The sequence below is a fragment of the Burkholderia sp. CpTa8-5 genome (assembly GCF_017815045.1).
In the GTDB taxonomy this organism is placed as follows: domain Bacteria; phylum Pseudomonadota; class Gammaproteobacteria; order Burkholderiales; family Burkholderiaceae; genus Burkholderia; species Burkholderia sola.
The window spans coordinates 72,883-85,728 of record NZ_JAGIQD010000004.1 but is presented as its reverse complement, the minus strand read 5'-3'; the positions used below and the strand labels follow the sequence as shown (position 1 = coordinate 85,728).

Genomic DNA, 12,846 nt, shown 5'->3' with positions numbered 1-12,846 from the left:
GTGCGCTTCATGCTTCATGGCGAAGCGCACGCAGGTTCAGCGGCCGAACGCGTCGGTCTGCACGCGCCGGCCGAACAGGAAGGCATCGGCGACGAGCCGCAGCGGCCGCACGTCGACGTCGCTTTCTCCACGCGCGATCAACGCGTGGAAATGCGCATACAGCGCCGGGTATTCGCGCTCCGGCCCGATCTCGACCGGCTCGCCCGCGATCGACAATTGCGCGCCGCCGCGGCTGATCGCGAGCACGCCGTCGGCCGTGTCGACCGCGATCTCCCATTGCTCGACCGGGCCGTGCCGCCAGTCGAATTCCGCGCGCACCGGTACGCCGTCGGTATCCGCGCAATCGAGTTCGGCCGCGATCGGCATCTGCGCGTCGCTCGGTACGATCAGCGTCGCCTCGCGCAGCACCAGCTCGCGCGGCAGGATCCGCGTGACGATCGACAGCGCGTTGATGCCCGGATCGAACACGCCGAGGCCGCCCGGCTCCCAGATCCACTGCTGCCCCGGATGCCAGCGCCGCACGTCTTCCTTCCAGCGCACCTGCACCGCGCGGATCGTGCGTTGCGCGAGCCATGCACGCGCCGGCTCGACCGCGCTCGCGCAGCGCGAATGCCAGGTCGCAAACAACGTGAGGCCACGCTCGCGGGCCAGCGCGTCCAGCGCCGCCACTTCGCCGAGCGTCGCGCCCGGCGGCTTCTCGAGCATCACGTGCTTGCCGGCTTCGAGCGCCGCGCGCGCCTGCGCGTAGCGCACCTGCGGCGGCGCGCACAGCGACACCGCGTCGAGCTCGGGCTCGGCGGCCAGCAGCGCGTTCAGATCCGGATAATTGCGCACGCCGTTGACTTCCGCGTGACGGCTCGCGCAGGCAGTCAGCGCGAAGCCCGGTTCGGCGGCGATCGCCGGCAAATGCTGGTCGCGGGCGATCTTGCCGATCCCGACGACACCCAGCGAAATTGGATGGCTCATCGTGCGTCTCTCCTTCGCGAATCGCTCAGCGCGCCCAGCGCAGCACGAGCGGATCGAGCCGGCGCGCGATCGCGAGCAATTCCGCGCGCGTGTCCGGGTGCAGTTCCGGCATCGGATGCCGCGGCCGCTCGCATGCGATCACGCCGCCCGCGCGCATCAGCGCCTTCGCGGTGAGGATCCCGGACTGGCGGTTCTCGTGATTGATCAGCGGCAGCCACGTCTGGTAATGCGCGAACGCATCGTCGTGGCGCCCGTCGCGCCATGCTTCGAGGATCGGCCGGATACCGTCCGGGAAGCCGCCGCCCGTCATCGCGCCGGTCGCGCCCGCATGGAGGTCGGCGAGCAGCGTGATCGCCTCCTCGCCGTCCCACGGCCCCTCGATCGCGTCGCCGCCGAGCCGGATCAGCTCGCGCAGCTTGTGCGCCGCACCCGGCGTCTCGATCTTGAAGTACGCGACCTGCTCGATCTCGCGGGCCATCCGCGCGAGGAACGGCGCGGACAGCGGCGTGCCGCTCGCCGGCGCGTCCTGGATCATGATCGGGATGTCGATCGCATCGGACACGCGCGCGAAGAAATCGAAGATCTGCGCTTCCGGCACGCGAAACGTCGCGCCGTGATACGGCGGCATCGCCATCACCATCGCCGCGCCGAGCTGCTGCGCGCGCAGGCTGCGCGCCGCGCAGACCTGCGTGCTGTAGTGCGACGTCGTGACGATCACCGGCACGCGGCCGGCGACGTGTTCGAGGATCGTGCACGTGAGCACGTCGCGTTCGTCGTCGGTGATCGCGAACTGCTCGGAGAAGTTCGCGAGGATGCACAGCCCGTCCGAGCCGGCGTCGATCATGAAGTCGACCGCGCGCTTCTGGCTCGCGAGGTCGAGCTCGCCGGTGTCGGAAAACGTCGTCGGAACGACGGGGAAGATGCCGCGATAGCGCGGTGTGCTGCTCGATGTCATGGTGGGTCCTGCGTCAGTCGAAGCGGCGTTCAGCCGGAAAACAAGGCGTTCAGGATTCGCGGGCGAATGCGCCCGCGGCCGGCTCGGGCGCGCGCAGCGCGGCCCGGACCACGAACGTCATCAGCACCGCGAACAGCAGCGTCGCCGCGAGAAAGTACAGGCCGGCCGCGAGGCTGCCGGTCGATGCCTTGATCAGCCCGATCCCGTACGGCCCGACGTAGCCGCCGAGATTCGCGAGCGAATTGATCGCGGCGATGCCGACCGCGGCGCTCGTGCCGGCCAGGAATTCGCCGGGCAGCGCCCACACGACGGCCTGGATCGAATAGAGCGAGAACGCGGTCAGGCAGATGAACATGAATTGCAGCGCCGGCTGCCGCACCCACGCGCTCGCGGCCATCGTCACGGCGGCGGCCGCCGACACGACGACGATGTGCCAGTAGCGCTCGCGCTTGCGATCCGAATGGCGCGGCACGACGAGCAGGCCGACCACCGCGAACAGGTAGGGCACGGCGGACAGCAGGCCGGTCGTCGCATCGCCGGCGCCGAACGCGTGGATGATCGTCGGCAGCCACAGCGACAGCCCGTAGATGCACAGCGGGAACGGCAGGAACAGCGCGGCGAGCAGCAGCACGCGGCGGTCGCGCAACGCGGCGAGCGGATTGCCGTGCGAATCGGGGCGATACGTGTCGCGGTCGGCGGCGAGCTGCCGCGCGATCCAGCGGCGTTCGTCGTCGTTCAGCCAGCGCGCATGCGCGGGCGATTCGGGCAACAGCCGCAGCGTCGGCCATGCGAGCAGCACGGCCGGCAAGCCGCTGACGACGAACAGTGTCTGCCAGTCCGACAGGCCGAACCACCCGTGCGTCGACAGCAGCCATCCGGCGAGCGGCCCGGTGACGATACCGGCGAGCGGCTGCGCGAGCACGAGCAGGCCGATCACGCGGGCGCGATCCCGCATCGGGAACCATTGCGTGAGGAAGTACAGGATGCCGGGATAGAGGCCGGCTTCGGCCGCGCCGAGCAGGAAGCGCAGCATGTAGAAGCTGGTCGGCCCCTGCACGAGCGCCATCGCCATCGTGATCACGCCCCACGTCGCGAGGATGCGCGCGAACCACACGCGTGCGCCGAAGCGGCCGAGCGCGAGGTTGCTCGGCACCTCGCACAGGAAGTAGCCGATGAAGAACAGTCCGGCGCCGAGCCCGTACGCGGCGTCGCCGAGGCCGATCGCCGCGTTCATGTGGAGCTTCGCGAAGCCGACGACGGTACGGTCGACGTACGCGACCACGTAGATCAGCGCGAGGAACGGCACCAGCTTGCGCGTGAGCAGGCGGGTCAGTTGCCGTTCGTCGACGGCTGCCGGCGAATCGGACTGTTCCGCCGCGGCCTGCGCGGGCGTGTACTGCGTCGTCATCTTGTCTCCTGTCGGCCCACGTTAGCGCTTCAGCGCTTACGCGGGCCGTATCTCTGCACAATCGGCTGTCACCGCCCGCCACTCAATGCGAATGGCTCGGCACGTCCGCGCCGCGCATGCCGACCAGGAAGTCGAGGTCGCACCCCTCGTCGGCCTGCAGCACGTGATCGATATACAGCCGTGCGTAACCGCCCTTGCCGAGCTGCCCGGCCACGCCCGGCGCCGCGGTCGGATCGACGTCCGACAGGCGGCGCTGCAGCTCCTCGTCCGTAATGTCCAGATGCAGCGTGCCGGCCTCGCAGTCGAGTTCGATCCAGTCGCCGTTGCGCACGGCAGCAAGCGGCCCACCGGCCGCGGCTTCCGGCGCGACGTGCAGCACGACCGTGCCGTACGCGGTGCCGCTCATCCGCGCATCGGAAATCCGCACCATGTCCTTCACGCCCTGGCGCAGCAGCTTCGGCGGCAGCCCCATGTTGCCGACCTCGGCCATGCCCGGATAACCGCGCGGCCCGCAATTCTTCAGCACCATCACCGAGCTCGCGTCGATGTCGAGCGCTTCGTCGTTGATCGTCGCCTTGTAGTGGTCGAGGTTCTCGAACACCACCGCGCGGCCGCGATGCTTCAGCAGTTCGGGGCTCGCCGCCGACGGTTTCAGCACCGCGCCGCGCGGCGCGAGATTGCCGCGCAGGATGCAGATCCCGCCGTCCGCGATCAGCGGCCGGTCGAGCGGACGGATCACTTCATCGTCGTAGTTCGGCGCTTCGCGCACGTTGTCCCACAGCGACTTGCCGTTCACGGTCAGCGCATCCGGGTGCGGCAGCAGCCCGCCTTCGCCGAGCCGGCGCAGCACGGCCGGCAGGCCGCCCGCGTAATAGAACTCTTCCATCAGGAAGCGCCCCGACGGCATCAGGTCGACGATCGTCGGCGTGTCGCGGCCGATGCGCATCCAGTCTTCCAGTTCGAGCGGCACGCCGATGCGGCCGGCGATCGCCTTCAGGTGAATCACCGCATTGGTCGAACCGCCGATCGCCGCGTTCGCGCGGATCGCGTTCTCGAACGCCGCGCGCGTCAGGATCTTCGACAGCACGAGCCCTTCGAGCGCCATCTCGACGATCCGGATACCCGACATGTGCGCGAGCACGTAGCGGCGCGAATCGACGGCCGGAATCGCCGCGTTGTGCGGCAGCGCGACGCCGAGCGCCTCGGCCATGCACGCCATCGTCGACGCGGTGCCCATCGTGTTGCAGGTGCCGGCCGAGCGCGACATCCCGGCTTCGGCCGACAGGAAGTGATGCACGTCGATCTCGCCGGCCTTCAGCGCTTCGTGCAGCTGCCACACGGCCGTGCCCGAACCGATGTTCTTGCCCTCGAGCTTGCCGTTCAGCATCGGGCCGCCCGACACGACGATCGCCGGCACGTCGCAGCTCGCCGCGCCCATCAGCAGCGCGGGCGTCGTCTTGTCGCAGCCGGCGAGCAGCACGACCGCGTCGATCGGATTGCCGCGGATCGCTTCCTCGACGTCCATCGACGCAAGATTGCGCGTGAGCATCGCGGACGGGCGCAGGTTCGATTCACCGTTCGAGAACACCGGGAATTCGACCGGAAAGCCGCCCGCTTCCGAGATTCCGCGCTTCACGTGCTCGGCGAGCTTGCGAAAGTGCGCGTTGCACGGCGTCAGTTCGGACCACGTGTTGCAGATGCCGATGATCGGCCGGCCGTCGAATTCGTGATCGGGAATGCCCTGGTTCTTCATCCAGCTTCGGTACATGAAGCCGTTCTTGTCGTTCGTGCCGAACCATTGAGCGGAGCGCAGCCTGGGTTTTGTTGCCGACATCGTCAGTCCTGTGGTGACGGGATACCGGCGCAGTCTAGGCAGAATTTTGATAACTGGCTAATGACGATTTAGGCGATTACGATATCGATTCAGATATCGATATAAACCCGTACGATGACCGAAGCCAGCCCGTGGGGAAACCGCGCCCGCCTGAAGACGCGCCAGTTGCTGCTGCTCGTCGCGCTCGCCGACGAAGGCAGCATTCACCGCGCGGCGGCCGCGCTGAACATGACGCAGCCGGCCGCGTCGAAGCTGCTGCGCGAACTCGAGGAATCGATCGGCGCGGTGCTGTTCGAGCGCCTGCCGCGCGGGATGCGGCCGACGCTGTACGGCGACGCGCTGATCCGCCACGCGCGCGCGGCGCTCGGCAGCCTCGACCAGGCGCGCGAGGAGCTGGCCGCGCTAAAGGCCGGCCATCTCGGCCACGTCGCCGTGGGGGCGATCACGTCGCCGGGCCTGCGGCTCGTGCCGCCGGCCGTCGCCGCGGTGAAGGGCACGCATGCGGGCCTGCACGTGTCGGTCGAGATCGACACCAGCAACGTGCTGCTCGAACACCTCGCACAGGAAAAGATCGACATCGTGCTCGGCCGGCTGTCCGCCGAACACGACAAGCTGCGCCTGCGCTACGAACCGCTGACCGGCGAGTCGGTGGCCGCCGTCGTGCGGCCCGGCCACCCGCTGCTCGCGCAGGCGCCGCTGTCGCTCGCGGACGTGCAGCGCGCCGCGTGGGTCGTGCCGCCGGCCGGCAGCGTGCTGCGTCACCGCTTCGAGCTCGTGTTCCAGCGCGCGAGCCTCGCGCCGCCGGCGAACGTCGTCGAGACGGCCGCGCTGCTGTTCATCACGCAATTGATCGAGCAGAGCGACATGATCGCGGTGCTCGCCGAGGACGTCGCGCACTACTACGCGCGGCACGGCATCGTCACGGTGCTGCCGCTGGAGATGGATTGCCGGATGGACGATTTCGGGCTCATCACGCGCACCGACCGGCTGCATTCGCCGGCCGTCGCGGTGATGGTCGATGCGATTCGGGCCGCGGCGCGGGAGGTTTACGGCGTCGCGCCGTGACTGCGCAGCCGCGGTTGCCTACTCCGCGGCAAACTCGACCACCGGTTCGCAGCGAATCGGGAAGTTGACCGAATTCGCGATGTAGCACTGCGCATGCGCATCGTGATGCAGATGCGCGGCCCGTTCGCGATCGTCGCCGGCCCGGATCGTCACCTGCGGCCGCAGCACGATCTCGGTGAAGCGGCCCGCTCCGGCGCCGTCGACCATCATGCCTTCCGCGTGGTCGACGTAGGCCAGTACGCGGATGCCGGCCTCCGCGCACAGATGCAGATACCAGAGCTTGTGGCATGCCGACGCCGACGCGAGCAGCAGGTCTTCGGGGTTCCAGCGCGCCGCGTCGCCGCGGAACGCCGGGTCCGACGAACCGGGGATATCCGGCTTCGAACCGGCGCGGATCACGTGATCGCGGCCGTACTCGCGATACCCCGACGTGCCGGTGCCGCGATTGCCCGTCCACTCCACTGCGACGCGATAGTGATGTTCACCCGATGCCATCTCGCTCTCCATTGATGTCGGTTGTCTTGACCGGTCCGAACGGGCCGGACGCCGTTACGTGAAGCCCGCCGGTGATCGCCATTCTGGCACCGGATCGTCGTTTGGTATACCATTATTCCAAAATAACGGAACACGCAGGCATGGAAGCCAAACTTGACTCCACCGCCGACGCGGTCGCCGCGTCGCTGCGCGACATGATCATCAACGGCGAGCTGGCGGCCGGCGAGCGGCTCGTCGAGCGCGACCTGGCCGAACGGTTCGGCATCAGCCGAATTCCGATGCGCGAAGCGATCCAGCGGCTCGAACGCGAAGGCTTGCTCGATATCTTCAGGAATCGCGGCGCGGTCGTGCGGATGCTGAGCGCGTCCGACGTGCAGGAAATCTACGATTTGCGCGTGCTGCTCGAAGGCGATGCGATCTACCGCAGCGTGAAGCGGCTCGACGACGAGACGCTCGCGCGCGCCGAACTCGTGCATCGGCTGCTCGGCGATGCAACGGCGCCGCGCCGGCAAGGCGAGCTGAACCGCGAATTCCACGCGTTGCTGTATGCGTGCTGCGGCAACGCGCGGCAGTTGAAGTCGATCGCGGAGCTGCGCAGCCAGGTCGAACGTTACGAGCGCCTGCAGGCCACGCTGCTCGCGGATACGCCGTCGTTCCAGGTCGATCACGAAGAGATTCTGCAGGCATGTCGCGAACGCAATGCGCGGGCGGCACGCGCGATGACCGTCGCGCATCTCGATTCGGCGCGACGCATCGTGCTGCGGCTCGTCGAAGGTGGTTGAGGCCGGCGCGACGATGCGCGCGGCCCACATCGTCAGCGGGATATCAGCGTGAAGCGCGGCGCTTGCCGGTTTTCGTGGGCGCCGGCGCAGGAGATTGCGCCATGTCCGTGATGTGCCGCAGCGCGATTTCACGCCAGAGCGCGAATGCGGCCCGCGCCACGGCAGGGTCACTGCCCGTCACGACATCGATGGTCAACCCGCGGATCATCGATCCGGCCAGTAACTGCAATTGCGTGATCTTGAGCGCAATCGCACGATCGAAACCCGCGACGGCATCGTCCATCAATGCGCGAAACCCCTCGCCGAACGGCCTGAGGATACGCGTCACCGCCTCGTCGAGCTCCTTGTCGGCGCGCCGCGCCAACTGGATCTCCATGCTGGCGGCGAATAGCGGCGTGCCGATGAGCACGCCCGCGACATCGAGCATCCGGTCGATCCGCTCGAGCGGCGTCGTGGCGCTGCGCGCCGCGCGTTCGAACTGCGCGAAGCGATCGCCGGTGAGCCGTTCCTGCACCGCGGCCATCAATTCCGCCTTGGTCGGAAACTGGTGCTGCATGGCGCCCATGCTGACGTCGGCCTCGCGCCGGATCGCGAGCGTCGTCGCGCCAGAATAGCCTTCCCTGTGCAGCAGCGATATCGCGGCGGCAATGACGCGCTCACGCGTCGCCTGGCTGCGCTCCGCCTGCGTGGGCCGGCGTGCGCGCGCCGTGCCGGAAGCCGGTGCCGTACCTGTCTTGACGGTTTTCTTCATTCACGTATTGGATCGAGCGCCGAAGCGGGCGCGGGTCGGCGGTCTGGCGTAGCCGCCGGCTGGCTGGGTCGCTGCCGGCGGCTGTCCACGGATGCGAATTCTACCAACGAACCTCGCGCCGCCACCTGGCCGGTTCGCGGCCTTACGTGCGGTGCGACCGCCCGGCACGGTGCGGTGCGCGGCCGTGCACCGGCCCCGTCGTACCGCGCACCGCCAGCGTCGGCGGTGACGCGACCCGCACGCGCGATGCGTCGTCACCCTGCCCGCCCGCCTCGCGCAGCGTATTGAGCAATTCGACCGCGATGCCGGCCGCCTCGGCGGTCGGGATCGCGACGGTCGTCAGCGTGGGCCGCGTGTCGCGGGCGAGATGGATGTCGGTGATGCCGACGATCGACAGATCGTCGGGCACGCGCCGGCCGCGATCGGCCGCCGCGTGCATCGCGCCGATCGCCGGCAGGTCGTTGGTCGCGACGAGCGCGGTCAGCTCGGGATGCGCATCGAGCAACTGCCCGGCCGCGCGCACGCCGCCCTCGATCGAATCGTGCCCGGCGCCGACGCGCGACGCGTCCAGCCCGGCTTCGCGCATCACGTCGACGCAGCCGTCGTAGCGCGCGGCCTGCACGCCGTTTGCCGACCCGCCGACGATCACGCCGATCTCGCGATGGCCGAGTTCGAGCAGATGCCGCGTCGCGATCCGCCCCGCCTCGCGGAAATCGATCGCCACGCATGGCAGCCCGTCGGGCGGCGCCTCGGGCCGCTCCCACAGGCACAGCACGACCGGCACACCGCGCCGCGCGACGTCGAGCAGATCCGGCAGATGCAGGTTCGCGTTGGTCACGAGAATCCCTTCGGAGACCGTGCCGGCGATCTGGTCGAGATACGCTCGCCCCTGCAACGGATCTTCGTTCGTGTTGCAGACGATCAGGAACTGCCCGTTGCGGCGCACCGCGCGCTCGACCGCGAGCGCGAACTCCGGATAGAACGGGTTCGCGATGCTCGATACCATCAGCGCGACCGTCGGCGCGCGCCCTTCCGCCAGCGCCCGCGCGGCGAGATGCGGCCGATAGCCGAGCGCGTCGACCGCTTCGAGCACCCGCGCGCGCGTCGCGTCGCCCACCCGGCCGCGGTCGCGCAGCACGTTCGACACCGTCGCGGCCGTCACGCCGGCGCGGCGCGCCACTTCATCCAGTGTTGCCATCGCTTGCCCACTATATGAGACGTCGATCCAGTATTTGCTTCGCTTACCGAAGCGGCGCACTATCGCCGCACACCTTGCCGCCCGCCAACGGGCGCGACTCGGCCGCGATCGCATCGCCCCTTTTTTTGATCGCGATGATTAAGCGCTTAATCAAGTCGTACGGCGCATTAAAACATGGAGCGGAGACAATGGCGAGCATCTCGATGCGACGCGTGCAGAAAGCCTACGGCGAGCACGCGCCGGTCATTCGCGACGTCGATCTGGAGATCGGCGCGCACGAGTTCTGCGTGTTTCTCGGGCCGTCCGGATGCGGGAAATCGACGCTGCTGCGCATGATCGCCGGGCTCGAGGATCTGAGCGCCGGCGAGTTGTCGATCGACGGCCGCCGCGTCGACGACGTGCCGGCCGCCCAGCGCGGCGTCGCGATGGTGTTCCAGAGCTACGCGCTGTTTCCGCACATGACGGTGTACGAGAACATGGCGTTCGGGCTGAAGCTCGCGCGCGTGCCGAAGGCCGAGATCGACCGGAAGGTGCGCGACGCCGCGCGCATCCTGCAGCTCGACACGCTGCTCGAGCGCAAGCCGAAGGCGCTGTCCGGCGGCCAGCGGCAGCGCGTCGCGATCGGCCGGGCGATCGTGCGCGAGCCCGGCGTGTTCCTGTTCGACGAACCGCTGTCGAACCTCGACGCGGCCTTGCGCGGCCAGACCCGCATCGAGATCGCGCGGCTGCATCGTCAGTTCGAACGCGCGAGCGTCGTCTACGTGACGCACGACCAGACCGAGGCGATGACGCTCGCCGACAAGATCGTGCTGCTGCACGCCGGCGCGGATACCGCGCAGCACGGCAGCATCGCGCAGGTCGGCGCGCCGCTCGACCTCTACCACCATCCGGCCAGCCGCTTCGTCGCGGGCTTCATCGGCTCGCCGCGGATGAACTTCCTGCCGGCCGTCGTGACCGCATGCGACGCGCGTCGCACGGCCGTCACGCTCGTGCCGTCCGGCGAAACCTTCGTGCTGCCGCGCGACGGCTCGGCGCTCTCCGCCGGCGCCGCCGTGACGCTCGGCATCCGCCCCGAACACCTGACGCTCGGCGCCGCGCCCGACGCGACGACGCTCGCGCGCGACGTCGCGCTCGTCGAACGCCTGGGCGAGCAGACCTACGTGCACCTCGATCCGGCCGGCCAGCCGAACGCGACGCCACTGATCGCGAAAGTGCCCGGCGACGCGCAGGTGCGCACCGGCGAACGCGTGCACGTGCACGCGCCGGCCGCGGCCTGCCACCTGTTCACCGAAGACGGCCGCGCGGTGCCCGCGTGCGCCGACCTTCCCGTCCACCACTACGCATAAGGATCGGGCATGCGCCTCGGAGTCTGTTACTACCCGGAACACTGGCCGGAATCGATGTGGGCCGACGACGCCCGCCGGATGAAAGCGCTCGGCATCGAGCAGGTGCGGATCGCCGAATTCGCGTGGAGCCGCATCGAGCCGTCGCCGGGCGAATACGACTGGGGCTGGCTCGATCGCGCGGTCGACGTGCTCGGCGCGGCCGGCCTCGAGATCGTGATGTGCACGCCGACCGCGACGCCGCCGAAATGGCTGGTCGACCGCCATCCCGACATCCTCGCGATCAGCGCGGACGGCCGGCCGCGCAAGTTCGGCTCGCGCCGCCACTACGACTTCTCGTCGCCGACCTATCTCGAAGCGTCGCGCCAGATCTGCACGGCGGTCGCCGAACGCTACGGCCACCACCCGGCCGTGCGCTACTGGCAGACCGACAACGAGCTGGGTTGCCACCAGACCGTCGTCAGCTACTCGCCGGCCGCGCTCGTGCGCTTTCGCGAATGGCTGAAAGCGCGCTACGGCACGATCGACGCGCTGAACCGCGCGTGGGGCACCGTGTTCTGGAGCATGGAGTATCGCCATTTCGACGAAGTCGACGCGCCGGTGGGCACCGTGACCGAAGCCCATCCGTCGCATCGCCTCGACTACCGGCGCTTCGCGTCCGACGAGCTCGCGCGCTATCACCGGATGCAGGTCGACGTGATCCGCGCGCACTCGCCGGGCCGCGTCGTCGCGCACAACTTCATGCAGCTGTTCACCGAGTTCGATCACTACGAAGTCGCGCGCGACCTCGACGTCGCGACGTGGGACAGCTATCCGCTCGGCGCGCTCGAGGAGCTGTGGTTCGCGCCCGACGTGAAGGCGCGCTGGCTGCGTACCGGCCATCCCGATTTCGCGTCGTTCAATCACGATCTCTATCGCGGCATGTCGAAGCTGCCGTTCTGGGTGATGGAGCAGCAGCCGGGCCCGGTGAACTGGGCGCACTGGAACCCCGCGCCGCTGCCGGGCATGGTGCGGCTGTGGAGCTGGGAAGCGTTCGCGCACGGCGCCGGCTGCGTGTCGTACTTCCGCTGGCGGCAGGCGCCGTTCGCGCAGGAGCAGATGCACGCGGGCCTGAACACCCCGGACAACCGGCTCGACGAAGGCGGCCGCGAAGCGCAGCGCGTCGCGCAGGAAATCGCCGCCGTGCTCGACGCCGGCGCCGATGCCGACGCAACCGGCCCGGTGCGTGCGCCGGTCGCGCTGGTGTTCGACTACGAAGCGAAATGGCTGTTCGAAGTGCAGCCGCAGGGCGCCGATTTCCACTACCCGCGTTTCGCGTTCGAGTACTACTCGGCGCTGCGCTCGCTCGGCCTCGACGTCGACATCGTGTCCGCGCATGCGCCGCTCGACGGCTACCGGCTCGTCGTCGTGCCGCCGCTGCCGGTCGTGCCGGACGATTTCGCGTCGCGGCTCGCCGCATCGGGTGCGCACGCGGTGTTCGGCCCGCGCACCGGCTCGAAGACGGCCGACCTGCAGATTCCGCCGGCGCTGCCGCCCGGCCCGCTCGCATCGATCCTGCCGGTACGCGTGTGGCGCGTCGAATCGCTGCGGCCGAACCTGACCGAACGGATCGACGGTACGCTGCGCGACGGCTCGCCGCTCGCGGGCGAAGCGCGTCACTGGCGCGACCTCGTCGAATTGAACGACGACGGCGCCCGCTGCGTCGTGCACGCACGCTTCGCCGACGGCCATCCGGCCTGCGTGTCGCACGGCGCGCTGCACTACTGGGCCGCGCTGTTCGACGACGCGACCACCGCGCGGCTGTTCGCCGATGTCGCAGCCGTTGCGGGCCTGGCCCCGACGCCGCTCGGCGACACCGTGCGCGTGAGCCGGCGCGGCGGCCTGACCTACGTATTCAACTATCGCGACACGCCGCATGCGATCGACGGCGTACCGCCGTCCGCGTTCGTGGTCGGCGCCGCGCAGGTCGAGCCGCAAGGCGTGGCCGTGTATCGAAGCCGTTCGTAGCAACCGCCCCCGGCGCCGCCACGCGCCGGTCACGCACAAACA

General features: G+C 69.2%; 11 protein-coding genes. 4 read left to right on the top strand and 7 right to left on the bottom strand.

What is annotated here, in order from left to right; all coding sequences use genetic code 11:
* Positions 1-36 precede the first annotated feature (36 nt).
* From J8I35_RS08330 to J8I35_RS08315, 4 genes are all read right to left on the bottom strand, one after another.
* Positions 37-966: a Gfo/Idh/MocA family oxidoreductase gene (locus tag J8I35_RS08330; protein WP_050013430.1), complete on the bottom strand. Its 930-nt coding sequence runs from the start codon at positions 964-966 to the stop codon at positions 37-39.
* A 25-nt stretch (positions 967-991) separates the two neighbouring features.
* Positions 992-1,921 carry a dihydrodipicolinate synthase family protein gene (locus J8I35_RS08325; RefSeq protein ID WP_209924975.1) on the bottom strand — a complete coding sequence of 310 codons (930 nt, stop codon included), beginning with the start codon at positions 1,919-1,921 and terminating at the stop codon, positions 992-994.
* A 49-nt stretch (positions 1,922-1,970) separates the two neighbouring features.
* Positions 1,971-3,329, bottom strand: a complete 1,359-nt coding sequence (locus tag J8I35_RS08320; RefSeq protein ID WP_124639023.1) for an MFS transporter — start codon at positions 3,327-3,329, stop codon at positions 1,971-1,973.
* A gap of 82 nt (positions 3,330-3,411) precedes the next feature.
* Positions 3,412-5,163, bottom strand: coding sequence for an IlvD/Edd family dehydratase (locus J8I35_RS08315; RefSeq protein WP_089489919.1), 1,752 nt, complete (start codon positions 5,161-5,163; stop codon positions 3,412-3,414).
* A 114-nt stretch (positions 5,164-5,277) separates the two neighbouring features.
* Here J8I35_RS08315 and J8I35_RS08310 point away from each other — a divergent pair, with 114 nt between their 5' ends.
* The gene (locus J8I35_RS08310) at positions 5,278-6,228 is read left to right on the top strand and encodes a LysR substrate-binding domain-containing protein (RefSeq protein WP_050013434.1); all 951 of its coding nucleotides are present in this window, start codon (positions 5,278-5,280) and stop codon (positions 6,226-6,228) included.
* 18 nt (positions 6,229-6,246) lie between these two features.
* On the opposite strand, the gene J8I35_RS08305 is transcribed toward J8I35_RS08310, so the two are convergent.
* Positions 6,247-6,723 carry an OsmC family protein gene (locus J8I35_RS08305; protein ID WP_050013435.1) on the bottom strand — a complete coding sequence of 159 codons (477 nt, stop codon included), beginning with the start codon at positions 6,721-6,723 and terminating at the stop codon, positions 6,247-6,249.
* Positions 6,724-6,863: 140 nt separating this feature from the next.
* Between J8I35_RS08305 and J8I35_RS08300 the strand changes: the two genes are divergently transcribed.
* Complete coding sequence (locus tag J8I35_RS08300; RefSeq protein WP_209924974.1) at positions 6,864-7,505, top strand: GntR family transcriptional regulator; 642 nt, start codon at positions 6,864-6,866, stop codon at positions 7,503-7,505.
* 43 nt (positions 7,506-7,548) lie between these two features.
* On the opposite strand, the gene J8I35_RS08295 is transcribed toward J8I35_RS08300, so the two are convergent.
* On the bottom strand, positions 7,549-8,256 hold the full coding sequence (locus J8I35_RS08295; RefSeq protein WP_089489920.1) for a TetR/AcrR family transcriptional regulator: 708 nt from the start codon (positions 8,254-8,256) through the stop codon (positions 7,549-7,551).
* A 142-nt stretch (positions 8,257-8,398) separates the two neighbouring features.
* A complete protein-coding gene (locus J8I35_RS08290) occupies positions 8,399-9,454 on the bottom strand; it encodes a LacI family DNA-binding transcriptional regulator (RefSeq protein WP_124556578.1) in 1,056 nt (351 codons plus the stop codon).
* 188 nt (positions 9,455-9,642) lie between these two features.
* Between J8I35_RS08290 and ugpC the strand changes: the two genes are divergently transcribed.
* A complete protein-coding gene (ugpC, locus tag J8I35_RS08285; protein ID WP_089489922.1) occupies positions 9,643-10,800 on the top strand; it encodes a sn-glycerol-3-phosphate ABC transporter ATP-binding protein UgpC in 1,158 nt (385 codons plus the stop codon).
* A gap of 9 nt (positions 10,801-10,809) precedes the next feature.
* The gene (locus J8I35_RS08280) at positions 10,810-12,804 is read left to right on the top strand and encodes a beta-galactosidase (protein WP_209924973.1); all 1,995 of its coding nucleotides are present in this window, start codon (positions 10,810-10,812) and stop codon (positions 12,802-12,804) included.
* Positions 12,805-12,846 lie beyond the last annotated feature (42 nt).

What these genes read in the sequence shown, in the direction of transcription:
- J8I35_RS08330 (WP_050013430.1), bottom strand. Translation starts at nt 966, where the DNA reads ATGAGCCATCCAATTTCGCTGGGTGTCGTCGGGATCGGCAAGATCGCC.
- J8I35_RS08325 (WP_209924975.1), bottom strand. Translation starts at nt 1,921, where the DNA reads ATGACATCGAGCAGCACACCGCGCTATCGCGGCATCTTCCCCGTCGTT.
- J8I35_RS08320 (WP_124639023.1), bottom strand. Translation starts at nt 3,329, where the DNA reads ATGACGACGCAGTACACGCCCGCGCAGGCCGCGGCGGAACAGTCCGAT.
- J8I35_RS08315 (WP_089489919.1), bottom strand. Translation starts at nt 5,163, where the DNA reads ATGTCGGCAACAAAACCCAGGCTGCGCTCCGCTCAATGGTTCGGCACG.
- J8I35_RS08310 (WP_050013434.1), top strand. Translation starts at nt 5,278, where the DNA reads ATGACCGAAGCCAGCCCGTGGGGAAACCGCGCCCGCCTGAAGACGCGC.
- J8I35_RS08305 (WP_050013435.1), bottom strand. Translation starts at nt 6,723, where the DNA reads ATGGCATCGGGTGAACATCACTATCGCGTCGCAGTGGAGTGGACGGGC.
- J8I35_RS08300 (WP_209924974.1), top strand. Translation starts at nt 6,864, where the DNA reads ATGGAAGCCAAACTTGACTCCACCGCCGACGCGGTCGCCGCGTCGCTG.
- J8I35_RS08295 (WP_089489920.1), bottom strand. Translation starts at nt 8,256, where the DNA reads ATGAAGAAAACCGTCAAGACAGGTACGGCACCGGCTTCCGGCACGGCG.
- J8I35_RS08290 (WP_124556578.1), bottom strand. Translation starts at nt 9,454, where the DNA reads ATGGCAACACTGGATGAAGTGGCGCGCCGCGCCGGCGTGACGGCCGCG.
- ugpC (WP_089489922.1), top strand. Translation starts at nt 9,643, where the DNA reads ATGGCGAGCATCTCGATGCGACGCGTGCAGAAAGCCTACGGCGAGCAC.
- J8I35_RS08280 (WP_209924973.1), top strand. Translation starts at nt 10,810, where the DNA reads ATGCGCCTCGGAGTCTGTTACTACCCGGAACACTGGCCGGAATCGATG.